The following is a 24,196-nucleotide window of genomic DNA, read 5'->3' as shown; positions in this document are numbered from 1 at the left end:
GGCACAGGACGGCACAGGACGGCACAGGACGGCACAGGACGGCACAGGACGGCACAGGACGGCACAGGACGGCACAGGACGGCACAGGACGGCACAGGACGGCACAGGACGGCACAGGACGGCACAGAGTGCAGTCTGCCCTGGGGCCCACCTCACAAAGCTAGTGACACGCCAAGAGATTTATGGCCTCACCCACACTTAGTACCCTACGTTCAGCGCTACCTACAGCAATTCACTCAAGTGGTAAGAATTCACCAAAACTATTGGCACACACTTCAAAGCAAAAATAGGCCTAGGCCGTGCTTGCTCTAGGTGCGCCCGTCCTGCGTCCTGCTAAGCCCACCCGCTCACTGAGAATACAGGCTCTCTTGCCCGCTTCTGCTGGCTGTTGTTACCGTGCACCAGCACAAACCCTCAGAAAAGTGGGACTACTTTGAGATCAATCCTGCCTGTCAGCCACGCTTCTAATAGCCAAACGTCAGGGGCCAGTGTCCGTGCTACACGTGCCACCAGTAGCGCACTGACAAGGAAGGCTTGAAGATAAGCCACAGGGCAGGGGATGAGTCCCCTGCCCTAGTGGAAACCGCTTTTAAAGACGGGTGTGGGGGCACCCTAGAGGGTACCCCCACACTTCACTACAACCGTTTGTTACTTATCGATTGAAGGGTTCTGATGACCTTCAACTGCGTGATCACCATGGTGGTCATGGTGGGCAGCTTCGAGTTCTGCCGGAGTGACGGCAACAACGCGGTCTTCGAACCAGATCTTTGAAAGACCTGCGCGGGTCTTTTCGATCAGGCCGACCTTGCCCTTCTTGTTGGGCTGGGCAGGGAGAGGCTCGGGTGATTCGAATGAAACCAGCTTGTAGCGGCGGTATTCGTCGATGGGCTTGTGGACCTCGATGAACTCACCGTGGGGGAGCTGGACGACGTTACCGGTTTCAATACCGTGGAGAACCAGTTCGCGATCCTTGCGCTGCAGGGCCAGGCAGATACGCTGGGTAATCAGGAAGCCAATCAGCGGGCCGAAGACGAAGGTGAACCGCAGCCAGTAGGCGACGTCATTGAGGGACACATGGAAGTGGGTTGCAATGAGGTCGGAGCTTGCTGCAATCATCAGGGCTGAGTAGGCAATGATACCTGCGACGCCAACGCCAGTACGGAAAGGTACGTTGCGGGGGCGGTCAAGGATGTTGTGGACTCGGTTGTCCTTGGTAACCCACTGCTCAATCCAGGGCCAGAAGACCATGGCCATCATGACGGAGCCAGCCATCAGGGCGAAGGGGAGCAGGACGCTGAGGACCCACCAGCCACCGAGGAATTCAAATTCCCAGGCAAAAGGCCATACACCGGGCCAGAGACGGAGGGCACCGTCACCGAAACCGACGTACCAGTCAGGCTGGGTACCTGCCTGAACGGGTGAGGGGTCGTAGGGGCCGTAGTTCCAAATCGCGTTGATGGTAAAGGTTGCGCCCAGGAAGGCGATGATACCGAAAACGATGAAGAAGAAGCCGCCTGCCTTTGCAGCGTACACAGGGCCGACGGGGAAACCGACGACGTTGTTCTCAGTGCGGCCGGGGCCGGGGTACTGGGTGTGCTTGTGCAGTACAACCATGAACATGTGGATCGCGACCAGCAACAGAAGCAGGGCGGGGATGATCATGATGTGCAGGGTGTAGAGGCGACCAATCACTGCGGTACCGGGGAATTCACCGCCGAAGAAGAACAGTGAAATGTAGGTACCAACCAGCGGGATGGACTTGAAGATACCGTCGATAATGCGAAGACCGTTACCGGAGAGAACGTCATCGGGCAGGGAGTAGCCGGTGAAGCCAGCCAGAATGCCGATGATGAGCAGGGTGCAACCGACAACCCAGTTCAGTTCACGGGGGCGGCGGAAAGCACCGGTGAAGAAAACACGGAGCATGTGGACGGTCATGGCCATCATGAACATCAGCGCTGCCCAGTGGTGAATCTGACGCATAAGCAGACCACCGCGGACGTCAAAGGAGATGTCCAGGGTAGAAGCGTAGGCGGCAGACATGTGGGTGCCCTTCATCGGCACATAGGACCCATCGTAGGTTACTGAAACCATGGTGGGGTTAAAGAAGAAGGTCAGGAAGGTACCTGAGAGAATCAGGATAACCAGGCTGTACAGGGCTACTTCACCGAACATGAAGGACCAGTGATCGGGGAAGATCTTACGGCCGAATTCCTTGATGACGCCTGAGGCGCCAACACGCTGATCAACGTAGTGGGCAATACGACCGGTTGAGGTCTTTGCCTTGTAATCAGACTGCATTGAAGTAGACATTACGCTTCACCTGCCATTTCCTTCATGTGCTTTGCACGCTCCCAGTAACCGGGGCCAACAGGCTCATGGAAGTCGCTCTGGGCAACCAGGTAGCCTTCTGAGTCCACAGCAATGGGGAGCTGGGGAAGGGGGTGACCTGCGGGGCCGAAGATGACCTTGCACTCTTCTGCCGCGTCAAAGGTTGACTGGTGGCAGGGGCAGAGCAGGTGGTGGGTGCGCTGCTCGTACAGAGCGATGGGGCAACCAACGTGGGTGCAGACCTTTGAGTAGGCGTAGATACCGTCTACGTTCCAGTCTTCACGGCCGGGGGTTACCTTCTTGATGTCTGCAGGGTCCAGGCGCATAAGCAGGACAACTGCCTTGGCCTTCTCTTCCAGGTAGCCGTTTTCGTGGGTCAGGCTGGAGAGGGTTTCAGGCAGGACATGGTAGGCAGAGCCCAGGGTGACGTCTGAAGCCTTGATGGGGGTACCGGAGGGGTCACGTACAAGACGGACGCCCTCGTCCCACAGGGTGTACTTCAGGACGGAAGGATCTGCCGGGCCCAGGTCACGGAACAGGGTGACGAAGGTTAGGGGAGCGAGCACCATTGAACCAATCAGGGTGTTGCGCAGCAAGGGGCGACGCTTAATACCTGATTCTTCAATGATGGTTTCCATGATCTCCTGAGCTTCAGCGCGGTCTTCTTCAGAAGTAACTGCGTGACGCTCTTCAACCATTTCGTGGTCGGGCATGAGTGAACGTGCCCAGTGGACAATGCCGATACCAATACCGAACATTGCAAAAGCAATGCCAAGACCCAGCAGGAGGTTCTGCAGGCGAAGCATGTTGTTTGCTTCGGGGTTCATGACATCGTAGAAGTTGCCACTCACCTCAACGCCGAAATAGCCGACCCAGAAAAGCAGGGAACCGAGCATAGAAATGACGAATAGTAGAACTACCTGTCGCTCAGCACCTTTTGCTTTTTTAGGGTCGACGTCGGTGAGTCGGGGAGCATGCGGGGGAAGGCCCGGGTTCGGGAACTTCTCCTGACTTGCCTCATGAGAGGTAACTACGGCTGTGCTTTCGCGTACGCCGTCACTATGGTTTCCCATGTGTTGCCTCAAATCTTCCTTGTACGAATTTATTGTGTGTGCGTGAGCTTATGCAGCTCGTGAAGTCAGCCAGAGGGTAAAAGCAATCACGATGACCAGGCCGAGGGTCCAAATCAGAAGACCTTCAGAAACCGGGCCGAGTGAGCCAAGCTTGAAACCACCGACGGATGCGTTCACTTCCTGAGACTTCAGGTAGGTGATCACATCGCGCTTTTCTTCGGGGGTGATGTTCGCATCGTTGAAAACGGGCATGTTCTGGGGACCAGTTTCCATAGCCTCGTAAATGTGCTTTTCAGAGACACCCATCAGGGTGGGGGCCCACTTGCCACGGGTCAAAGCGCCACCAACGCCTGCTGCGTTGTGGCACATGGCGCAGTTAGCAAGGAATACCTTTGCACCGTTTGCTGCGTCACCCTTTGAAACGTCGAGGTATTCGGCGTCGGGGATGACGGGGCCAGCACCCAGAGAAGCCACATAGGCTGAGAGCTGCATGGTCTGCTCTTCATTGAACTGGCCGGGCTTCATCTGAGCCTGAACGCCCTGCATCTGCATGGGCATACGGCCGGTACCTACCTGAAAGTCAACAGCGGCAGCGCCAACACCAATGAGTGAGGGACCGTCTGCAGAACCTTCGGCGTTAGTGCCATGGCAGGTTGCACAGTTTGCCAGGAAGAGTTTCTGGCCTTCTGAAATATCTTCAGCTGTGTAGCTAGCGGTAGTAGTTGCCTGAGCTTCGTTAGTAGCTGTGGCAACTGCGTAGAGGCCACCAGAAAGAAGGAGGGCAAGAGCCAGCAACACGAGAGCTGCGAGCGGATGACGTCGCTTTTGAGAAAGTGCCTTCACGTCGTTGTTCCTTAGTGTGTGTGCTAGTTGGTTTTGGTGAGAATTACCGGTTACTTCAGGAAGTACACGACGGCGAACAGGACGATCCAGACGACGTCGACGAAGTGCCAGTAGTAGGAAACAACAATTGCTGAAGTTGCTTCGTAGTGACCAAAACGCTTAGCAACGTATGCACGGCCGATGATGAGCAAGAATGCAATCAGGCCGCCAGTTACGTGGAGAGCGTGGAAACCGGTGGTGATGTAGAAGGCTGAACCGTAAGCATTTGAAGCGATAGTCAAACCTTCAGCTACAAGGTTTGCGTATTCGTATGCCTGAACAGAAACGAAGAACGCACCCATGATGAAGGTGAGAAGGAACCACTCGACCATGCCCCACTGGCGAAGGTCGAAGAGAGATCCGGTACGACGGGGCTTCAGCTGCTCAGCCTTGAAAACACCAAACTGGCAGGTAATAGAGCTCAAAACCAACACGATGGTGTTGGCAAGAGCGAGGGGGACTTCAAGCAAGGGCGTGTTCTCTGCCCAAATGTCGGGGCGAGAAGCGCGCAGAGTGAAGTACATTGCGAACAGGCCGGCGAAGAACATGACCTCTGATGCCAGCCACACCATGGTGCCTACGGCTACCTGGTTTGGACGGTTCAGAGCGGCATGTGCCGACTTACTTGGGGTATGGGTTGCAGTTGTCACATAGACATTATGTCTGTAAAACTGCCCTCGAACCAATAGATAAGAGCGTTTGCTCCTAGGTGTGTTGTAAATCCTGTAGTAAACCTGGATTTTCAGGGGTTTATAGGCCCCTCCTGCGACACGCAAAACGTGTAAAACTTGCGTAACCAGACCAGCAAGGAAGTGTACTTACCGGGGGAGCGGACAACCGAATGCTGGACCAGGTGAGTGGAGTATTTCTTATGTTTTATCCAGCTCCGTAGAATGTGGCCTATGACAGACACACTCACTTGGAAAACAATTCTCAATCGCCTTGTCGCCCAGGAGGACCTTTCCTCACCTGAAATTACGTGGGCAATGAATGACATCATGGCTGGATCGACCCCGGAAGCAATTATCGGGGCATTTTTAGTTGGACTTCATGTAAAGGGTGAAACTCCTGAGGAGTTGGCCGCCCTCGCTCAAGGCATGCTTGACAAGGCAGAACAGATTGAGGTCACTCGAGATGCGGTTGATATTGTTGGAACCGGGGGAGACCAGCAGAACACCGTCAACATCTCAACTATGGCCTCCCTGGTAGCTGCAGGTGCTGGGGTGCCCGTTATCAAGCACGGCAATCGAGCATCTTCATCCTCAAGTGGAAGTGCAGATGTTCTTGCCGAGCTAGGTATTAATCTCAACTTGAACATAAAGGATGTTGCAGGGGCGGTAGAGGCAGCTGGAATCACTTTCCTTTTTGCCCAGGTTTTCCACCCCTCCATGCGACATGTTGCTCCCACTCGCCGTTCAATTGGGGTGCCGACGGCTTTCAATTACCTGGGGCCTATGACTAATCCTGCCCGGGTTCGAGCCTCAGCTATCGGTGTTGCTGACGCTGAAATGGCAGAGAAAATCGCTGCTGTCTTTGCATCCCGTGGTGATCACGCCTTGATTTTCAGGGGTAATGACGGACTGGATGAAATCACCATTACCGGCGAGTCTAAGGTATGGGAAACATTCGATGGGGGAGTCAGGCAGCATTCCATCACTCCCACAGATTTCGGTTTAGACCTGGCTACCCTGGATGATTTGCGTGGGGGAGACGCTCAGCATAATGCCCAGGTGGTGCATCAGGTTCTGGCTGGAACCCCCGGTCCCATACTTAACGCCGTCCTGTTGAATGCTGCAGCCGGCATTACGGCATTCCGGCCGGTGGATGGTCGCCCATTCCAGGAGCGATTCCAGCAAGCCCTAGAGGACGCCCGTCTCTCTGTGGAAACTGGCCAGGCTAAGGCTGTACTTGAACTTTGGATCACTTACAGCAATAGCAAGTAGCAAAAGGTAGAGCCCCGGACGCAACCGGGGCTCTTCTTGTATCACCGCTTAGACGGGCAAAGAATAATGGGCTAGGCGGAACGGCGACGGATAGCCCAGAGGATGCCACGCCAACCCACCAAGAAGATGAGTAAGACACCTGCGGTAACCAGAGCGAAAGCAAGGGCCGCTGTTTCGCCAAAAGAGAGTCGTAACCCAAGACCCATCACCAGGGTTGTCACCCAGAGCATAAGGCCCTCGAGAAGCAGGGGCAGTTGACGCCTGGATCCAACGGCCCACACGCCGAGGTGGCCAGCAAGGAGGGCCAGAATGAAAGGCAGGGCAGTTTGGGGTAAATCAGTAAGGGCTTGCTGGTGACTCTTCAGTCCAATCAAGACGAAGAGGATTACCAAGAGGAAATCGACCAGCAGACGGGCAGGCTGGGCATGAAGAAGTTGTTTGCTCATATCCCTAACTGTAAACGAGAGGCTAGGCAGCTGACGAAACTATGAAGCATAGTCATGGGGGGAGTGAATTTCAGGTCTACTTTACATAATGTATATTATCGGCTCTATGGTAGAGTCTCAAGATTAGCCTTAGATATAGGCACCTGTGCGCTCTCAGCAGACCTCAAACCCTGGCCTTTCTGCGTCCTATCAGGGAAAATAGATAGGACAGACACCACACAAGGAGGCACCTATGATCCAATGGTTCGCAGATAACCTTTGGGCTTTCTGGCTCACCGCTGCAATCCTCTTAGCAATCATCGAGATCCTCATGCTGGACTTCATCTTCCTCATGATGGCTCTGGCAGCGCTCACCGCTTCTGGTGCGACCCTTGCAACTGACTCCTTCACCGGGCAGGTCCTCATCTTTGCTGCTGTCAGCATTGGTTTACTCCTGGGCCTCCGCCCGCCCCTGATCCGCAAGTTCCACCAGAGTTCACCCAACCTTGCCATGAACTCTGATGGCCTCGTCGGCCAGCAGGCTAGGATCACAGAAACTGTCACAGTCAACAGTGGCCTGGCCCTCATCGCTGGTGATACCTGGACTGCCCGACCTTCCTCAGACCAGGCCGTCCTGCCCGAGGGTTCCTACGCAACCGTCGTAGCCATTCAGGGCGCTACCGCCCTTCTTGCTCCAGAGAGCCCTTCTGCCCATCCTTAAAACTTCAGTAACTCAAAAGTAGGTCGATACATATGAATGCGTCATCCCTTACCACCTCAATTATCCTCCTGGCCCTGGTAGCCCTCGTCCTGATCGTCCTTCTCAAGTCTGTGCGGATTATTCCCCAGGCCCGAGCAGGCATCGTCGAACGCCTGGGTAAGTACCACACCACCTTGAACCCCGGCTTCCATGTCACCGTTCCCTTCATTGACCGGGTGCTACCCCTCATTGACCTGCGCGAACAGGTAGTTTCCTTCCCCTCCCAGTCAGTGATCACCGAGGACAACCTGGTCGTCGGTATCGACACCGTCGTCTACTTCCAGGTCACTGACCCCAAGGCAGCCACCTACGAAATTACCAACTACATCCACGCTGTGGACGAGCTCACCAGCGCAACCCTGCGTAACGTCGTCGGTGGCCTCAACCTTGAGCAGACCCTGACCTCCCGCGATCAAATCAACACTGAACTTCGCGGCGTCCTCGACAGCACCACCGGCCGCTGGGGCATTCGAGTCTCCCGCGTCGATATCAAGGAAATCCAGCCCCCGCACTCCATCCAGGACTCCATGGAAAAGCAAATGCGAGCCGAGCGGGACCGCCGTGCAGCCATTCTGACCGCTGAGGGCCAGAAGCAGTCCCAGATTCTCACCGCTGAGGGTGATTCCCGGGCAGCTATCCTGCGAGCCGAGGGTGAAAAGCAGTCCCAGATTCTCACCGCTGAGGGTGACGCTAAGGCAGCAATCCTTCGAGCTGACGGTGAAGCCCAGGCCATTCAGAAGGTCTTCCACGCTATTCATGCCTCCAACCCCAGCCAGAAGCTGCTGACCTACCAGTACCTGCAGACCCTGCCCAAGCTGGCCGAAGGTGACGCCAATAAGCTCTGGTTCATTCCCACCGAGCTGGGTGACGCCCTGCGCGGCCTCGGCAATGCCTTCACCCCTGCCAACCTGGGCCCGGACCTTGAGGACGGTGCGGAAGACGCTGGTGCCACTCCCCCGGCGTCCCCCATCGTTGACACCCCGGTTATTAAGGTCACCGAAGAAGACCTGAACCCCAACCTGGACAAGCTCGATAGCGGCGTGGAACTTCCGGCTGACACCGGCCTTGAAGGTCAGGATTCAGCTCTGGGCACCGCTAACCCTGTGCAGGCCTAGGGCCAGGCACGGTATAATAGGCATTTGGTCTTATCGTGAGCCGCTTGAGCTAAGTGGCTTCACCAACTAGCACGTCACCCTTTTTGGAGGAAGAAAATGAGCGATCGCAGCCTGCGCGGTATGCGCCTGGGTTCCCAGTCCATGGAAACTGAATCAGGTGTCGAACCGGCACCTCGCCAGCGCGTCGAATACCGCACCGAAGACGGTGAACGTGTTTTCGTAACCTTTGCCCAGGAAGCTGAAATCCCGGCCACCTGGACTGCTAAGTCAGGCAAGGAAGCCTTCCTCGTCTCCGGCGACGGCAAGGTGGAAGAAAACGCTGAAAAGCCCGTCCGTACCCACTGGGACATGCTGCTGGAGCGTCGCAGCGTCGAGGAACTCGAAGAGACCCTGCAACAGCGTCTAGAAATCTACCGGGAACGTCACGCCCTCTAGGGAACCCCCTCCGGGGAGACTCAGATCCCCCTGAATCAGGGGTTAAATCAAGGGGAGCCCGCCAGCAACACGCTGGCGGGCTCCCCTTTTGCTGGTGAATCTCAGGTGTATCTGGGGCTTCACTCCCCTACCTCAGAGGGCTAGGTCCTAGCCCAGTTAACGGCCCAGGAGCCCCTTGATGGCCTGGGCGCGGGAGGCTAGGCCCCAGCGGGTTACCTTGCTCATGGAGTCAAAGATGATGTTGCCGTCCATCTTGGAGGCCCCGATTTCACGCTCGACAAAGGTGATGGGTACTTCCACGATGGTCAGCCCTGCCTGTTCAGAACGCCAGGCCAGATCCACCTGGAAGACGTAGCCCTTGGAGTCAATGCCCTCAAGGTTGAGGCGCTGGAGGGCCTGACGGGTGTAGGCACGGTAGCCTGCAGTGATGTCCTTGATCTTGGTTCCCAGGATCAGGCGGGTGTAGAGGTTGGCGCCCCGGGAGAGAATCTGGCGGTGGACCGGCCAGTTCTTGGTCTTGCCGCCCGGAACGTAGCGGGAGCCAATGGCCAAATCTGCCCCGTTTTTAATGCCCTGCAGAAGAAGGGGTAGCTGTTCGGGCTGGTGGGAGCAGTCAGCGTCCATTTCGACCAGGACGTCGTAGCCAGCCTCAAGACCCCAGTCGAAGCCAGCCAGGTAGGCGCCGCCGAGGCCGTCCTTGACGGTGCGGTGCAGGACGTTGATATTGGGATCGGCTGCCGCCATCTCGTCTGCGAGCTGGCCGGTGCCGTCGGGGCTGTTGTCGTCGACCACGAGGATGTGGCTTTCAGGGACAGCTTTCCGCAGGCGTTCTACAACGATGGGAAGATTTTCTTTCTCGTTGTAGGTCGGTATAACGGTGAGTACGCGCATGGGGTCTCCTTGATGGGGCACACGAAATCTTGTGTGGTCTGAATCAGTCTCTCATTATATAGGTAGTACCGGACGGGGCCGGTAGAGGCGCGGTTTGCCTTAGCCCACAGCCTGCCCAGCCCGGTAGAGGCCGACGAGCTGGGGGCGGGGGACGTCCTGGGCCAACACGGGTAGGAGGGGGGTGCGGGCGCGGGGGTCTGTGCTCCAGGCGGAGATTCGGGAGTCGGGGGTTTGGACCATGAGCTCGGTGATCTGCCAGAGGGCGAAGTGGGCTGCTGCCCCGGGGACGAGCTGGCCGGTGAGGGGGTTGGGGGTGCCGGTGGCTCGGTAAATGGATCGGGTGGTGGCTTGGAAGGCGGCCCGGGCGGAGACGGCTTGGTCTGGCTGGGCAGGGTTGACGGCCCGGTTGATGAGTTCCCAGCCGAGGGCCTGTGGGCTACCCAGGGGGTCAGAACCAAGAGCTACGGAGGCCCCAGCTGCCAGGGCCCGGCTGAAGGCTTCTGCAGAGGCGTCAAAGTCTGAGCTGAATCCCAGGGTGACCTGGAGGTCCTTGGCCTGGGCCAGGTGGTCGTCGGAGAGCTGGGTGAGTCCGTCCAGGCGGGGGCTGATTCGGATCCTGCTGATGGGGTCCAGGCTGGCTAGCCGGTTGAGGTAGTCCCCAATAGCTTCGGGGCTTTGCAGGGCAGCTATCAGGTTGAGTCGGAGCGTCGCCAAGTGGGTCAGGACGCCCTCGGTGAGGTCGGCAGGGTCGGTTACGTAGACTCCGCCCACCTGCTCCAGCTCTAGGTGGCCCAGGCCGTCAGGGGCCAGGTCTAGGTCCAGACCTGCAAGGGGCAGGTAGTAGCGCAGCTCAAGGGCTGGGTGCTGGGGGTAGGTGCGCCCAGGTTCGGGCAGGAGCAGGTGAGCTACCCCGTACCCTGCTGCTGCCAGTTGGTCGCAGAGGGCGGGGGCGTCCTGCTCAGTTACTGCCGCCGCAGCCAGCCCAAAGCTGGGGGCAACCAGACGGCCAGCAAGCTCCGTGAGCTGCATGGAATCGTCCAGGATTGAGCGGGCCCCGGCGTCCTGCCCCACCCATTCCACCTGCCCCTCGTTGATCACGAGGGCTGTTGCAAAGGGGTCTGCAGGGCTATACACAGAACCGTCTAGAAATACGTGAGCAGGCACCGGTGCCGTCCTTTCTGAAGTGGGTTAGAGCTGGGTTGCGACGACGCCGCGTCGCACAAGATTGATGGCAGCCTCGCACTGGGTGCGGAGCTGGGCGTCAGCGGAGGCCACATGGGCAATTTGGTCGAGGCTGTCAATGACCTGCTTGGCCCAGCGCACAAAGTCGCCGGCAGCGAGGTCGGTGGCGTCAAGGGCCTGGGCCAGGGACTTACCGCGAGCCCACTTATACATGGGCCAGACCATCCCAAAATCGGGTGAATCGGTCAGGGGCAGGTGGTGAAGTTTTTCAGCCTCGTTGAGCTTGTTCCAGTGCTTGAGCATGCTCATGAGGGCGGCCTCCACCCCCTGACCAGGGTAGCGTGAGAGCAGGCCCAGTTCGTCCCGCTTGGCCTCATAGACCAGGGCTGACACGACGGCGGCGGTGGCAGCCGGGTCAAGACCCGTGAGTACCCCGTCTTCCAGGCAGAGCGAAGTCAGCAGGTCCTTTTCCCCGTAAACCCGGCGGAGAGAAGCCCCCTTAGCGGTCAGCACCCGGCCGCCGCCCTCAACTGTCTCAACATAGCCGTAGGAGGCCAACAGCTGGGAAATCCGGTTGAAGACCTGGGCTATGGTATTGGTTCGCCGCTCAATCTGGCGGCGCAGGCCGTCCGTGTCCCGGCTGAGCCAGTGCCACCGCTCAGCCCAGCGGGCATGGTGCTCCCGGTCAGAGCAGCCGTGGCAGGGGTGGTTGCGAAGGGCCCGGCGCAGCTCCTCAATCTTCTGTTCGTCCCCGCGCTCGCGCTCATTGAAGTACTTCTTCTGGGAGCCAGCCCGGGCAGGAAGACCCTGATAGAGAGCCTCTCGCATGCGGGAAGCCATATCCCGGCGGTCCTTGGGGGTCTTACCCGTAAACTTCTTAGACACCTTAATCTTGGAAACTGGTACGACGGGCCCGTCCAAATCCCGGGGATCAAGGCGGCGCAGCTGGGCGGCCAGGGTGAGAATGGAGGGCCTGGGGTCGTCCAGGGACTCGGCCCTGGCCAGCACCAGGGCCGGGCCCGCGTTGCGTCCGCGCGGAATCTCGATAATATCGCCGGGAAGCAAATCAAGGACGGAGGCCACCGCCTGGGACTGCCGCAGGCGGCTACGGCCCTTCTCGGCTTTCTTCTCTAGGTCAGACAGGTCACGGCGGATCCGGGCGTATTCAGTGAAATCCCCCAGATGGCAGGTCATAGCCTCCTCAAACCCCGCCAGGGCTTTCTCATTCTTCCGCACCCGAGAGGCAACCCCTACCACCGACTTATCCGCCTGGAACTGGGCAAAGGAGCTTTCCAGTATCTTCTGGGTACGCTCAGTACCGAACTGGGCTATCAGGTTGGCGCTCATATTGTAGGTGGGTTTGAAGGAGGAATTGAGCGGGTAGGTGCGCTTGGACGCCAGACCAGCTACCTGCTGGGGCTCTAGCCCCGGGCGCCACATGACCACCGCGTGACCCTCAACATCAATACCGCGGCGGCCCGCGCGTCCGGTCAGCTGGGTGTACTCCCCCGGCGTGATATCAACGTGGGATTCCCCGTTAAACTTGGTGAGCTTCTCAAGCACCACCGAGCGGGCCGGCATATTGATCCCCAAGGCCAGGGTTTCAGTGGCAAAGACCATGCGAATCAGGCCCTCAGAGAAGAGGGTTTCCACCACTTCCTTAAAGATCGGCAGCAAACCAGCATGGTGGGCCGCCACCCCTCGCATGAGCCCCTCCCGCCACTCATAGAAACCGAGCACGGCCAAATCTCCAGTGTCCAGGGAGGCCGTAGCCTCAGCAACATAGGCCCGAATAGTCTGGGCTTCAGCATCTGTGGTCAGACGAATATCAGCGTCAATACACTGGGACACCGCCGCGTCGCACCCCACCCGGGAAAAAATGAAACAGATACCGGGCAGTAGGCCCGCCCGGTCCAGGGTCTGAATCATCTCCGGGCGGCTGATACGCTGGGGACGCACCGGAGCCGACGAATCCGAAAAATCCCGGTTCCAGTCCCGTCCTTTCTCAAACCCCTGGGGCCGGGACCGCTTCCCCTTCCCCAAGCGGGAAAAAGACTTACCGCCAGGGCCCCGCGACGGACGGGGACGTCGCCCCACCCTCACCAGCTCAGGGTTCACCTCAGGCATGTCCCGGGCGTTAGCGGCATCCTCCACCGTCGTATTCCCAGCAAACAGATCCATCAGGTGCTTCCCCACCAGCACATGCTGCCACAGGGGCACCGGGCGGTGCTCAGACACAATAATGTCGGTAGAACCCCTTACCGTATCAAGCCAGGCCCCAAACTCTTCAGCATTAGAAATCGTCGCCGACAGGGCAATAACCGCCACATGCTCCGGCAGGTGGATAATACACTCCTCCCACACAGCCCCCCGCGACCGGTCAGCCAGGTAATGAACCTCATCCATCACCACAAAACCCAAATTAGCGAGGGTAGCCGAATCAGCATAGAGCATATTCCGCAGCACCTCGGTGGTCATCACCACCACCGGAGCCTCAGAATTAATCGAGGTGTCGCCGGTCAACAGACCCACGGCGTCCTCACCGTAAGCGGCCACAAGGTCGTTGTACTTCTGATTACTCAGGGCCTTAATAGGCGTCGTATAAAAGGCCTTCTTCCCCTGGGCAAGAGCCAAGTAAATCGCGAACTCCCCCACAATGGTCTTACCCGCCCCGGTCGGGGCAGCAACCAGCACACCCCGCCCGTCCTCAACCGAAGTACAGGCCTGCCTCTGAAAATCATCGAGGTCAAACCCCAGGGTCTGCTCAAACCGGTAGAGGGCCGTCTTGGATTGGGCGGTGCGCTGCTTAGCGCGTAGGTACTGTTCAGCATAACTAGCCATATACACCATCTTAGGCGCTCGCACCGAAGTGCCCCTACCGCACCTGGCTTTTCAGTGCCGGGCGAACAACCCCTCCCGATGAAGACAAAAGCCCCGCACCTCATCTGGTGCGGGGCTCTAGCCAGAAAGCATTAGTTCCGGCCGAGTTTGTCTAGCTCTTCGAGGCTGGTGGCCCGGTTTAGCTCGTCTGCGCTCAAACCGGCTTCAAGGCGGGCCCGACGCTTAGCCCGGCGCTTGTCGTTCAGTAGGGAGATACCGATTGCCGTAAAGAAGAAGAAAAGGAGGGGAACCATGAGGTAGACCATGGACATGATCTCACCACCGGGGGCAGCCATAGCAGAGATAATGGCGACAATGAGCACCACCCAGCGCCAGGACTTCAACATAGCCTTACCACTAATCAGGCCAATAAAGTTCAGGCCAACCAGCAAGACCGGCAGCACGAAAGCGATACCGAAGGCAAGCATGAACTTAACCACGAAGCTGATATAGACGTCAGCAGTGAGCAGGTTAGTTGCCCCGTTCGGGCTGAACTGAGTCAAGGTTGCAATAGCGGTCGGAAGGAGCCACCAGGCCAGCCCGGTGCCCAGCAGGAACATGGGCAGGGCGGTAAAGGTAAAGCCCAGGGTGTAAAGCTTCTCCCGCTTATACAGGGCGGGGGTAATGAAAGCCCACAGCTGGTAGATCCAGACGGGGCTAGCAATGACCAGACCGATGTAGAGGGAAATCCTAATCATCTGGTCAAAGGGGGAAATGGCAGTGGAGTAGTTAAGGGCAGCGGTTCGCCCCTCTTCAGTGTTGAGGGCATACACCGGTGCGCTAATTGCGTCCATGAAGGGCTCATAGAGGAAGAAACCACCGATAGCACAAATCACGGTTGCTACCGTCGCTTTAATCAGACGGTTGCGGAATTCGCGAAAGTGCTCGCTCAGGGCCATAGCGGCCTGGGGGTTCTTCTTTCGGCTGGTTGTTTTAGCCATCGCTGCCTTCTATAGAAACTCTGAGAGCCCGCAAACCCGCACCCTGGGAGCCAAGGCACGGGTTGGGCTGATAACTCACGAACGCTCTAGGGTAAGAACCTTAGTTCTGGGTTCCCTTGTTCTGGTCAGGGTTGTTGATTACTTCACCTGAAACAACGGTGTCCTGGGCGTTAGCGGTGTTGTTCTTCTGGTTATCGCTCTTCAGGCCGTCAACTTCGGACTTGAAGATACGCATGGACTGGCCGAGGCTACGGGCCATGCCGGGGAGCTTGGGGGCACCAAAGAGGAGAATGACGATTACAACGAGGACGACCCAGTGCCAACCTTGAATGTTCATGTATGTCACCTTTCTTGGAGACGCTTAATGTCTCCGACGAGTTGGGGCTGACCGAGTTCGTCGCGACGCTGGGAGCGTCGTCGGGCTCGATCGAGCGTTCGAGTGTTTTTGCCCTGAATGTAATCCGAATAAGCCTGACCAACCGGGGTAAAAATTGCGGGCTGGTGCGGCTCGCGCAGGGGCTTCAGGACGGAGGCTGACCCCAGGGAATCTGTAATTTGTGATTCCCAGTCGGTTGCCGCGTCCAGACTTCCCATGGCTTTGCGGAAGACCAGATACAGTAGCCAGGCTAGTAGGCAGAGGGAACTCAATACAAGTACGCTCCACAGGACTATCCAAAACCACCAAGGCATAGACCCCATTATATAGGGAAGAGCTCTAAGTTCCTGACCTTATTCCCTGTCGGGGTTCTCTCTTCTCATTCCATAGTCGGTTCCCGGTGGGAGGCTGAGTAGTTCCTGCACCTTTGGGATCAGGTGGTTAGGGTGAAGGATGCGGACCGTCGGCCCGAGCCTCACCACTAGGCTCAGGGCCCAGTCCTGGTTGGCAAGGGGAACCCTGTAGAAATGCCAGCCGCCTGCCTGGGCTGTTGCTGTGGAATACCGCCTCAATTCAAGGTCAACAGCTTCTCTAACATGGCTGGGCTGCTCCCCGTCTAGGGCCAGTACCATGAGCTCACTGGGGTGGCGACCTGCCTTGAGCTCACTGAGCCAGGTGCCGGTTTCACCCAGATCATCCAAGCGGTCGCTAAAGGTCTCGTCTTCACACAGAGTCATAGTAGTGATGGAGTCCAGGGAAAAATGACGGTAGCCCTGGGCTTTCCGGCACCAGGCAACCACATACTTGGGCCCATTGTTCACAATCAGCTTGAGGGGTTCAATGACCCTGACAGTTTCCCCGCGTCGGGACCTATAAAGAATCTCTAGTGGTATTTTTTGATCCAGGGCCTGACGGAGAACAGGGTTGATGTCCACCGGTGCAACAGCTACACAGTGCGGGTTGAGGGATTTCCCGTCCGCGTCGCCCAGTGAATCCCATAATTTTGCCCGGACGAGGTTGCCCAGGCCACTTCCATGGGAGCACTTCATTAAATCCAAGGCTAGACCCAGGACAAGAACTTCTACCTCGGTCAGCTTCACACCGGCCGAGAGGCTTGTCTCCCGGCCTACTTCCACGAAGAGGTCGTCGTCGATGGATAGGTTCAGTGACTCAAAGCCAACACTAGCAGCTAGGCCTTCCAGTTGGTTTCTGGCCTTAGTGGGGGTGGTGTCGAAGAGGTCGGCGAGTTCACCAAGATTCATCCCACCTGTTGTCTGTACGACGGCTACCATGGTAAGCAGTCTGATGAGTTGGTCGGACGCACTCTCCCGCACTCGTTGAGGGGCAACAGGTTTCCAGGCTGATGTCTTCACGGGCATATCGCACGCGTAAGGTTCCCCGTGCCAGGCGCCCAGGGAGAGTCTCAGGGCAGCTTCGGCTTCAGCGGCAGCGTCCTGATAACCAGAATCTACCCCTTCAGGTAAAGCCTGGGAGGGTGGGAGGAAGTGGGTTCTCCCCTGTATCACAGCCTGGAGCACCGACTCTTCAAGGCCAAAGCTGGGGAGGGCGCGGACGTCCTCACCCCACCTGTGCTGGGACCTGCCACCGTGTGACGGGTGGATGGTTGTTGCCAACAGCGGAACAGCATCGGGTTCTAAACCTGCAAGGGAATCAGCAATCGAATAGGTCTCTGGTGCAGCCGGCCCTTCTGCCGTCACCAGGGTTAAACCAACCATGCGATCTAGGCGGAAAAGCCGGGAGGCCTTCTTGCCCTTATCCCAGCCCTCGACATACCAGTGGCCAAAACGCATCCCCACACCCCACGCCACCACTGTTCTAGGGCTCTGGGCATGAGAACGGTACCGGAACCTGAGAGCCTTACCATCTGCCACAGCCGACAAGCATTCAGCTAACCCAACCCGATCCACAAACCGGGCAGACAAAGACGCCTGTTCAGGAAACTGTGAACGCCCTGCCTCAATCTTCAACAGGGCAGTACGAGCCGTTCGCTCTAGCTCTGTCCCTTCCCAAGCCAGGGCAGCAGTCGCCAGGAGGGCACGCTCAGCTGGGGTGAAGTCAGGACTTCTACCCGGTGAATTCTCAAGCCGGTAGATAAACCCGGACTCCTCGAAAGGCACCCGTTCAGTGACTAGGTCAGACCCCAAGGCCCTCAGCACCTGTTTGTCCCGCTCGAACATCCGTTCAAAGGCACTGTCTGTTCCGGCCTCGTCATAACCTGGCACCCTGAATCTAATCTCATCCCGGGTGATTCCATGGGGCCGTTTGGTAAGGACGTCAAGAAGGCTTACGGCACGTTCAACAGCTTTGCTAGTCACATACATAAAGATAGCCCCCGGCTCTCACGAACCGGGGGCTCAACACATCAGCTATGCATCGAAAATCTGAATTATCGCTTGGTTACATCGACCAGGTCAACAACGAAAATAAGAGATTCGTTGGGGCCAATGGCTGCACCAGCACCACGGGAACCGTAGGCCATATCGCTGGGGATTTCGAGACGGCGACGGCCGCCTACCTTCATACCCAGCAGGCCCTGATCCCAGCCCTGAATCACCATGCCGACGCCCACCTGGAAGCGCAGGGGTTCGCCGCGACCCCAGGAAGAATCAAATTCTTCGCCGCTAGAAAAGGCAACGCCAACATAGTGGGCAGAGACGGTATCGCCAGCCTCAACGACATCACCGGCGCCTTCAATCTCGTCGATGATGACGAGATCTTCAGGGACGCCGCCTTCGGGGAAATCAATTTCAGGCTTGGTACGATCAAGCTTACGCTGACCAAAAGACATAGTGTCTCCTCTACGAATCTAGGGGTTACTGGTTGGCGGTTTCTGATGAAGTTGCGGTTGCCTCAGCAGAGGGAGTCGCTGAAGCAGACGGTGCGGTGCGCTCAGGAGACGTTGCAAGAATATCTACAACGAAGACCAGGGCACCTGCGGGCTGGCCGGTTTCACCGGTATCTTCACCGTAGGCCATCTCGCTGGGGATCTGGAGCAGGACGCGGGAGCCAACGGTCTTGCCTTCAAGGCCCTTCTGCCAGCCCTCAATAACGCTGTTCAGCTTGAAGTTGATGGGGGACGCACCGAAGTTGCCGTCGAACTGCTCGCCATCAGACCACTTCACACCAACGTAGTTGACGTACACGGTGTCGGTAGCTGCAACAACGGCGCCATCGCCCTTAATCATTTCCTCGGACTTCAGTTCGGTAGGTGCATCGCCGCGGTCATCTGCCAGGGTCAGGGTCGCTGCTGACCCCTCGGGGGCAGAGAACTCCTTCAGGATGGGTGAGTTCAGCTTGGTGTCTTCACCGGTGGCCTCCTTCAGGAGCTTACCGGTGACGGTGTAAACCTCAAGGTTTGTTGCGGTACCGGGTGAAACGGTAGGAGTTGCCTCTGCGGTAGAGGTTGACTGAGCGTCAATATTTGTGGAGTAAGAGAAAGCTACTCCAACCTTTGAGCCCTTCAGCAGGTCGTAGAGTTCAGGAGCTGCTGCCTTGAGCTGCTCACCCACGGGTATAATCATGGGGGCTTCGGTGTAGGTTGAAGCAACAGAGGTCAGGTCTTCACCGCTGAAGACGGTTGCATCAACCAGCAGGTTGTCGCCGTCCTGGATAGCTTCGCCCTGACCGTCCTCAATCTTGTAGGCCTCGGTGCCGGTCGCTGCAAAGGGGGTCTCCGCTGCAACTGAAGGCTGGGCGGTTGACCCGTTCATGGTGTACTCGACATCGGACAGCTTGCTACCGGAGCTAGAACCGCCACAGGCGCTCAGCACCAGAGTAAGGATTGCTGCGCTCGAGGCAAAATATACTGACTTCTTCTTCACAAAATTCACTTTCCTTGGGTTGCGCCCACGGGTTAGGCGCTGGTCTTCACCGGCTCAATACTAGCCGATAGAACTGGACAAGAGCTGATAATGCCCTGTATGACGCTGGGTACCCCCTCACCGGGATCAGCTTAGATAAAAGGTAGGTTCTGTTCTGGGCTGAGGCGGTCAGCGAGGCCAGCTTGGGCGAGGAGGGCCTCCATCTGCTCGCTGTGGGTCGCAAACGGATCCTTGCACATCACAGTCAGGTGAGGGTGGTTGTTAAGTTTCAGGTGAACCCAGTCCACGGTGAAGGGCTCCCCCGCTGCCCGGGCTGCCTGAATGAACCTACCTCGAATAGCGGCGCGGGTCGCTGGGGGCCGGGTGGCGGCGTCCTCAATGTCACCGGCGGTGACGACCTTCCTGACGAGGCCCTTCTTACTGAGAACCCCGAAGACCCCTCGGTCCGGATCAATATCGTGGTAGGCCAGGTCAATCTGCTGGACCTTGGAATCCTCGTAGCCGCTGGCCCCCCGAGCAATCAGGGTATCGAGCAGCTTCTTCTTAATAGCCCAGTCGATCTCGGTGTCAATCTGGGAGGTGTCCCTTGACTCCACCGCGTCCAGGGCCCGGCCCCACAGATCCAACACGTAGGCAACATCGGGGTGATGTTCCCCCTTGTCCCCCACATAGGTGAGGGCAGCCTGATGGTAGTGACGTTGCAGGGTCAGGGCGTTGGTTTCGGTTCCGTCAGCCAGGGGGAAGAGGGCAGTTCCGGTCATATCGTGGGAGATGACGCGCAGGGCTGTTGCGGTGTCTTTGATTTCAAAGTTCCCCAGGGGGTAGTAATCCTCCAACATACGCAAAACCAGGTCGGTTGCTCCCAGTTTCAAGAGGGTGGTGGCCTGCGACATGTTGGAATCCCCGTTAATGACGTGCATACGCCGGTAAAGGGAGGCGTCGGCGTGGGGCTCGTCCCGGGTGTTGATAATAGGACGGGCCCGCGTGGTCGCCGTTGAGGACCCCTCCCAGATGTAGTCAGCCCGCTGGGAGAAGGAGAAACTGGGCTGACCTGCCGGAGCCAGGGCACGCCCAGCCCATTCCGGGGGGCCATCCGGGTGGACCTTCCCCGCCCCCACCATGATCTGGCGGGTAATCAGGAAAGGAATCAGGGACTTGACCAGGCGGGAGAACTCAACCTTCCGCTCCAGCATGTAATTCTCGTGGGACCCGAAGGAGTTACCTGCTGAATCGACATTGTTCTTGAAGAGGAAGATACTGCCGTCATACCCTTCAGTCTCAAGTTGGTCCTGGGCCTGATTGACCAGGTCATTGAGGAGCAGCTCCCCTGCCTTGTCCTGAATCAGGGCATCACGGATGGAGGCGGTTTCAGCGGTGGCGTATTCGGGGTGGGAGCCTACGTCCAGGTAGAGCCTGCCACCGTTGGGCAGAAAGACGTTGGAGGAGCGCCAGGTGTCAACGATGGGTTTGAAGAGTTTACGGGCGGCCTCCTCGGGCCCCAGCGGGCCTAAGCCCTTGGGGATATAGCGAATACCGAACTCAGTTTCGATCCCAAAGATTCTGCGTTCCATCTCGTCCTTTCTGCGGTGGGGCTGAGCGGGGGCCTACTGGCCGCCCTTTTGGACGAAGCCCTTGACAAAGTCTTCTGCGTTTTCTTCTAGTACACCGTCGATTTCAGCCAGCAGATCGTCAATCTCTGAGACTGCCTGCTGGTTAACCTCGGTGGCCTGGGTCTGCAGGGTGACTTCTTCAACCTGCTGGCCAGCAATGAGTTGGGTGTCTTGGCGTTGGATACGTTCCATGGGAATTACCTTTCAGGGTGGATGGGTTTAGGGGGTTGGACGGGTGGAGAGGCGGGCAAAGAGCTGGTCGGCGTGTTCCAGGGTGAGCAGGGGCTCGACAGTCTCTGCGGTAAAACCTGCTGGTTCGTCCAGGTTGAGGCGGTGAAGGTCAACGGAAAGGGGGTTGCGGACGGAGAGGGTGTCCCAGTTAGCCCCAACAACCTCCTCCGGCCAGGTAGTAATGAGCTTGCCGCGGAGGTAGGCGCGGGTGTCCCGGGGTGGTTCGCTCGCTGCCTGGGCTATCTCTTCTGGGCTGAAGAGGGTTTTCATGCGCCCCAGGGCAACGAGCTTGTGGTAGAGGCCCTTGTCGGGGCGGACGTCCGAGTATTGGAGGTCAATAGCGGCAAGTTTGGGGTCGTCCCAGCTCAGGCCCTGGGCGACGTACGACCTCATCAGGGCGTATTTGGCAACCCAATCCAAGCGGTCAGCCAGGCTCAAGGGGTTTGTGGCCAGGGCGTCCAGAACGTCCTCCCACAGCTGGAGAATCTCAGCGGTAGCCTCATCTACCTCAGCTTCCAACTCCTTGGCGGCATCCAGATAGGCCCTCTGAATGTCAAGAGCCGTCATGCTTCCTCCACCGGCCAGGGGCAGCTGGGCAGTCAGGGTCAGGTCATGGCTGACGGTGTGCATAGCAGCAACCGGGTCGGCCAGACGGATCGGCGGGGCGGCCTTGGCCTCAATCAGGTTGAGCACCAGGGGCATGGTGCCAAACTTCAGCAAGTTGGAGGTATGAGATAAGTTCGCATCACCTGAGATGACGTGCAGGCGACGGTACTTCTCGGAGGCAGCATGGGGTTCATCCCGGGTATTGACCATGGGACGACGGATCGTGGTCTCCAACCCAACAGTCCGCTCAAAGAAATCAGCCCGCTGGGATAACTGAAAGCCTGGCTGCTCCCCTGCCCGGCCGATACCAACCCGTCCAGCCCCAACCATGATCTGCCGGGTGGCAAAGAAAGGGAGGAGAACCAGGGTGAGGTACTCAAAATCAACTGACCGGGGCAGCAGGTAGTTTTCATGGGAGCCGTAGGACTGTCCCTTGCCGTCGGTGTTGTTCTTATACAGGTTAACCGGGGGCATGGAGGACTGCCCCCCGGCCGCTACCTGGGCGATCGTTGCGACCGTCTGGGCGGCAATGTGATCGCCAGCAGCGTCCCACAGGACGGCCGCGCGGGGGCTGGTCACCTCCGGTGAGGAGTACTCGGGGTGGGCATGATCCACGTAGAAGCGGGCCCCGTTGGGCAGGATGGAGTTCATGGTGACAGCGTCCCAGTCAATGCGCTCCGCAAAATGCCCGGCCTCGCTCAGGGCTTCGGCGGCGATATCCTCACTGGTTAGCTCCCGGGCGGTATCGGTCAGCTGGGTGGGGTGGGCCTGGGCCCGGGGCATATCGAACCCCCGGGCGTCGCTCAAGGGGCTCTCGGAGCGGTACTCCCAGCGAGTCTGCAACCTGGCCGAGAGATCCCGCTTGAACAGGGTGTCGTAGGTATTGACCACAAAGGCCGACAGCACAGTGGGGTTAGCTGACGGCTTCTCGGGGGCAAAAACCCCGTATTCCGTCTCTGAACCCATAATCCGGCGTACAGTCATAGCGCCCTCCTAGGACCGATCTCTGCTACGGGCCGGCGTCACTTTCACAACCCGCATACGGATATTCAAGGTGGCCAGGACGTCCTCAATTTCAGCAGCCTGGGGGACCTCAACCTGGTCCTCAAACTCTGAGCGGACGGCCTCCAGCAGGTGCTCACTGGTAATACCTTCAGTTCCGGTAGCCAGGAAGTCCTTAATGGCCTGCTTCTTTGCCTTATCAACGATATTGCGAATCACAGCACCAGAGAGGAAGTCGCCCCTAAACAACCAGCGGCTCACCCCGTTCTCAAGGTCAATCAGGATATACCGGTTAGCCGGATCAGTAGAAAACAGACTATCGGCAACCCGAGTCACCATAGCCTCAACTGCGGCAGCCTTAGACCCGGCCTTCTCAATTTCTAGGGCGCTAATGGGCAAATCTTCAGTCAGGTAGAGGCCAAAAATCTCTGCAGCCCCCTGGCGGTTCGGCCGGTTGATCCGGATCTTGACGTCCAGGCGGCCCGGGCGCAAGACGGCAGGGTCAATCATGTCCTCCCGGTTGGTTGCCCCAATCAGGATCACATTATCCAGGCTTTCAACACCGTCGATCTCAGCCAAAAGCTGGGGGACAATCGTGGTTTCAACATCCGAGGACCGGCCCGACCCGCGGGTGCGGAAGAGCGATTCCATCTCGTCAAAGAAGACCACAACAGGGTGACCGGCCCGGGCCTTATCGCGGGCAGCCGAGAAAATCTCGCGAATCTGACGCTCCGTCTCACCCACATACTTATCCAGCAGCTCCGGGCCCTTGATATTCAAGAAGTAGCCGGTCTTCTTCTCCTGCCGGTCAGCCCGCTCAGCAGCCCGGGCGGCCAGGGAATTAGCCACCGCCTTAGCAATCAGGGTCTTACCGTTGCCCGGAGGGCCGTACAAGAGAATACCCTTGGGGGGAGACAGCCGGTACTGACGGTAAATATCAGGGTGCAAGAATGGCAGCTCAACCGCGTCCCGAATCAAATCAATCTGATCCCCCAAACCACCGATATGGGCGTAGGTAATATCCGGGACCTCTTCAAGCACCAGCTCCTGGGCGTCCGTATGGGGCACCAGGGAGGTCACCATCTGAACCCGAGAATCATAGGTCACCGTATCGCCCACCCGCAGGGCAGAAGCGTCCACAGCCCCCGAAAGGCGGGCAACAATCTTAGCCTGATTCGGTAACTCAACCACCAAGTGCTGGGAATCAAGAACCTCCCGCACCATCACGACGTCCCCGTACCCCTCAAACCCGAGGGACACCACAGCCTGAGAATAATCATTGAGCAGGACGGTCATACCCGGCTGAACCTGATCCAGCGGCAAGAGCGGGGAGCAGGTAATCCGCACCAGGCGGCCCCCCATCATCACATCCAGGCTCTCCTCAACCTCAGCGGGAGTCTTGCCCTCAGCAAGATCCTGGTAGGTCATCTTCGCCCCATTCACAGCCACCACCAGGGCAGAGTTCAAGGGCGGGGCGACCTCCTGGGCCAGGGCCATCCGCATATGCTCGATTTCATTTTTAGCCCGGGTCAGGGCAGTGACCAGCTTTTGATTCTTATCACCAGCCGCCCTCAACTGACGGTCAAGGTGCCTGCGATTATCGTTAGCAATATTCAGCTGACGCAGAATCCGCTCATAGTCAGCCGATGACACGCTGAGGTTCTCAGCCAT

Annotated in this window: 22 protein-coding genes; 4 read left to right on the top strand and 18 right to left on the bottom strand. The window is 58.0% G+C overall.

Annotation, left to right across the window (positions count from 1 at the left end; genetic code table 11):
- Positions 1-648: 648 nt before the first annotated feature.
- From L7A15_RS09905 to L7A15_RS09890, 4 genes are read right to left on the bottom strand one after another with little or no spacing between them, the layout of a single operon-like run.
- Entirely contained in the window at positions 649-2,313 is a 1,665-nt protein-coding gene (locus tag L7A15_RS09905; protein WP_237189155.1) for a cytochrome b, read from the bottom strand.
- Entirely contained in the window at positions 2,313-3,404 is a 1,092-nt protein-coding gene (locus L7A15_RS09900; protein WP_237189156.1) for a ubiquinol-cytochrome c reductase iron-sulfur subunit, read from the bottom strand. The genes L7A15_RS09905 and L7A15_RS09900 overlap by 1 nt, the downstream gene beginning before the upstream one ends.
- 48 nt (positions 3,405-3,452) lie before the next feature.
- Positions 3,453-4,247, bottom strand: a complete 795-nt coding sequence (locus tag L7A15_RS09895; protein ID WP_237189157.1) for a c-type cytochrome — start codon at positions 4,245-4,247, stop codon at positions 3,453-3,455.
- 50 nt (positions 4,248-4,297) lie between these two features.
- Positions 4,298-4,936 (bottom strand): cytochrome c oxidase subunit 3, encoded by a 639-nt coding sequence (locus tag L7A15_RS09890; protein ID WP_237189158.1) that lies wholly within the window; start codon positions 4,934-4,936, stop codon positions 4,298-4,300.
- A gap of 252 nt (positions 4,937-5,188) precedes the next feature.
- On the opposite strand from L7A15_RS09890, the gene trpD reads away from it, so the two are divergent.
- A complete protein-coding gene (gene trpD, locus L7A15_RS09885) occupies positions 5,189-6,229 on the top strand; it encodes an anthranilate phosphoribosyltransferase (RefSeq protein ID WP_237208858.1) in 1,041 nt (346 codons plus the stop codon).
- Between the two features lie 71 nt (positions 6,230-6,300).
- On the opposite strand, the gene L7A15_RS09880 is transcribed toward trpD, so the two are convergent.
- The gene (locus L7A15_RS09880; protein ID WP_237189160.1) at positions 6,301-6,675 is read right to left on the bottom strand and encodes a DUF3054 family protein; all 375 of its coding nucleotides are present in this window, start codon (positions 6,673-6,675) and stop codon (positions 6,301-6,303) included.
- Between the two features lie 232 nt (positions 6,676-6,907).
- On the opposite strand from L7A15_RS09880, the gene L7A15_RS09875 reads away from it, so the two are divergent.
- The 3 genes from L7A15_RS09875 to L7A15_RS09865 all read left to right on the top strand — a co-directional run bounded on the left by L7A15_RS09875 (position 6,908) and on the right by L7A15_RS09865 (position 8,964).
- Positions 6,908-7,375: an NfeD family protein gene (locus L7A15_RS09875; protein WP_237189161.1), complete on the top strand. Its 468-nt coding sequence runs from the start codon at positions 6,908-6,910 to the stop codon at positions 7,373-7,375.
- 32 nt (positions 7,376-7,407) lie between these two features.
- Complete coding sequence (locus L7A15_RS09870) at positions 7,408-8,529, top strand: SPFH domain-containing protein (protein ID WP_237189162.1); 1,122 nt, start codon at positions 7,408-7,410, stop codon at positions 8,527-8,529.
- Positions 8,530-8,625: 96 nt separating this feature from the next.
- Complete coding sequence (locus L7A15_RS09865) at positions 8,626-8,964, top strand: RNA polymerase-binding protein RbpA (RefSeq protein WP_135011868.1); 339 nt, start codon at positions 8,626-8,628, stop codon at positions 8,962-8,964.
- A 156-nt stretch (positions 8,965-9,120) separates the two neighbouring features.
- On the opposite strand, the gene L7A15_RS09860 is transcribed toward L7A15_RS09865, so the two are convergent.
- From L7A15_RS09860 to arc, 13 genes are all read right to left on the bottom strand, one after another.
- Positions 9,121-9,855, bottom strand: a complete 735-nt coding sequence (locus L7A15_RS09860; protein ID WP_237200875.1) for a polyprenol monophosphomannose synthase — start codon at positions 9,853-9,855, stop codon at positions 9,121-9,123.
- Between the two features lie 99 nt (positions 9,856-9,954).
- The gene (locus tag L7A15_RS09855; protein ID WP_237212479.1) at positions 9,955-10,989 is read right to left on the bottom strand and encodes an amidohydrolase family protein; all 1,035 of its coding nucleotides are present in this window, start codon (positions 10,987-10,989) and stop codon (positions 9,955-9,957) included.
- A 54-nt stretch (positions 10,990-11,043) separates the two neighbouring features.
- Complete coding sequence (locus L7A15_RS09850; RefSeq protein WP_237212478.1) at positions 11,044-13,878, bottom strand: DEAD/DEAH box helicase; 2,835 nt, start codon at positions 13,876-13,878, stop codon at positions 11,044-11,046.
- A gap of 131 nt (positions 13,879-14,009) precedes the next feature.
- On the bottom strand, positions 14,010-14,858 hold the full coding sequence (gene tatC, locus L7A15_RS09845; protein ID WP_237189088.1) for a twin-arginine translocase subunit TatC: 849 nt from the start codon (positions 14,856-14,858) through the stop codon (positions 14,010-14,012).
- 100 nt (positions 14,859-14,958) lie between these two features.
- Positions 14,959-15,195, bottom strand: a complete 237-nt coding sequence (tatA, locus tag L7A15_RS09840) for a Sec-independent protein translocase subunit TatA (protein WP_237189087.1) — start codon at positions 15,193-15,195, stop codon at positions 14,959-14,961.
- 5 nt (positions 15,196-15,200) lie between these two features.
- On the bottom strand, positions 15,201-15,506 hold the full coding sequence (locus tag L7A15_RS09835; protein ID WP_237200873.1) for a hypothetical protein: 306 nt from the start codon (positions 15,504-15,506) through the stop codon (positions 15,201-15,203).
- An 81-nt stretch (positions 15,507-15,587) separates the two neighbouring features.
- Entirely contained in the window at positions 15,588-17,432 is a 1,845-nt protein-coding gene (locus L7A15_RS09830; protein WP_237208859.1) for a helix-turn-helix transcriptional regulator, read from the bottom strand.
- A 209-nt stretch (positions 17,433-17,641) separates the two neighbouring features.
- Entirely contained in the window at positions 17,642-18,043 is a 402-nt protein-coding gene (locus L7A15_RS09825; protein WP_237208856.1) for an FKBP-type peptidyl-prolyl cis-trans isomerase, read from the bottom strand.
- A gap of 25 nt (positions 18,044-18,068) precedes the next feature.
- Positions 18,069-19,085: an FKBP-type peptidyl-prolyl cis-trans isomerase gene (locus L7A15_RS09820; protein ID WP_237212477.1), complete on the bottom strand. Its 1,017-nt coding sequence runs from the start codon at positions 19,083-19,085 to the stop codon at positions 18,069-18,071.
- 122 nt (positions 19,086-19,207) lie between these two features.
- Positions 19,208-20,647 carry a Pup--protein ligase gene (gene pafA / locus L7A15_RS09815; protein WP_237208854.1) on the bottom strand — a complete coding sequence of 480 codons (1,440 nt, stop codon included), beginning with the start codon at positions 20,645-20,647 and terminating at the stop codon, positions 19,208-19,210.
- A gap of 33 nt (positions 20,648-20,680) precedes the next feature.
- Positions 20,681-20,884: a ubiquitin-like protein Pup gene (locus tag L7A15_RS09810; RefSeq protein WP_237189091.1), complete on the bottom strand. Its 204-nt coding sequence runs from the start codon at positions 20,882-20,884 to the stop codon at positions 20,681-20,683.
- A gap of 21 nt (positions 20,885-20,905) precedes the next feature.
- Complete coding sequence (dop, locus tag L7A15_RS09805) at positions 20,906-22,507, bottom strand: depupylase/deamidase Dop (protein ID WP_237208853.1); 1,602 nt, start codon at positions 22,505-22,507, stop codon at positions 20,906-20,908.
- 9 nt (positions 22,508-22,516) lie between these two features.
- Complete coding sequence (arc, locus tag L7A15_RS09800; RefSeq protein WP_237200869.1) at positions 22,517-24,196, bottom strand: proteasome ATPase; 1,680 nt, start codon at positions 24,194-24,196, stop codon at positions 22,517-22,519.

Source organism: Rothia nasimurium (assembly GCF_928391935.1).
Lineage (GTDB): Bacteria > Actinomycetota > Actinomycetes > Actinomycetales > Micrococcaceae > Rothia > Rothia nasimurium_D.
The sequence above is the reverse complement of the archived record's forward strand: the minus strand, read 5'-3'. Positions and strand labels throughout refer to the sequence as shown.

Coding starts and splice junctions, on each gene's coding strand:
- L7A15_RS09905 (WP_237189155.1), bottom strand. CDS start 2,313: ATGTCTACTTCAATGCAGTCTGATTACAAGGCAAAGACCTCAACCGGT.
- L7A15_RS09900 (WP_237189156.1), bottom strand. CDS start 3,404: ATGGGAAACCATAGTGACGGCGTACGCGAAAGCACAGCCGTAGTTACC.
- trpD (WP_237208858.1), top strand. CDS start 5,189: ATGACAGACACACTCACTTGGAAAACAATTCTCAATCGCCTTGTCGCC.
- L7A15_RS09880 (WP_237189160.1), bottom strand. CDS start 6,675: ATGAGCAAACAACTTCTTCATGCCCAGCCTGCCCGTCTGCTGGTCGAT.
- L7A15_RS09875 (WP_237189161.1), top strand. CDS start 6,908: ATGATCCAATGGTTCGCAGATAACCTTTGGGCTTTCTGGCTCACCGCT.
- L7A15_RS09870 (WP_237189162.1), top strand. CDS start 7,408: ATGAATGCGTCATCCCTTACCACCTCAATTATCCTCCTGGCCCTGGTA.
- L7A15_RS09865 (WP_135011868.1), top strand. CDS start 8,626: ATGAGCGATCGCAGCCTGCGCGGTATGCGCCTGGGTTCCCAGTCCATG.
- L7A15_RS09860 (WP_237200875.1), bottom strand. CDS start 9,855: ATGCGCGTACTCACCGTTATACCGACCTACAACGAGAAAGAAAATCTT.
- L7A15_RS09850 (WP_237212478.1), bottom strand. CDS start 13,878: ATGGCTAGTTATGCTGAACAGTACCTACGCGCTAAGCAGCGCACCGCC.
- tatC (WP_237189088.1), bottom strand. CDS start 14,858: ATGGCTAAAACAACCAGCCGAAAGAAGAACCCCCAGGCCGCTATGGCC.
- tatA (WP_237189087.1), bottom strand. CDS start 15,195: ATGAACATTCAAGGTTGGCACTGGGTCGTCCTCGTTGTAATCGTCATT.
- L7A15_RS09830 (WP_237208859.1), bottom strand. CDS start 17,432: ATGTTCGAGCGGGACAAACAGGTGCTGAGGGCCTTGGGGTCTGACCTA.
- L7A15_RS09825 (WP_237208856.1), bottom strand. CDS start 18,043: ATGTCTTTTGGTCAGCGTAAGCTTGATCGTACCAAGCCTGAAATTGAT.
- pafA (WP_237208854.1), bottom strand. CDS start 20,647: ATGGAACGCAGAATCTTTGGGATCGAAACTGAGTTCGGTATTCGCTAT.
- dop (WP_237208853.1), bottom strand. CDS start 22,507: ATGACTGTACGCCGGATTATGGGTTCAGAGACGGAATACGGGGTTTTT.
- arc (WP_237200869.1), bottom strand. CDS start 24,196: ATGGCTGAGAACCTCAGCGTGTCATCGGCTGACTATGAGCGGATTCTG.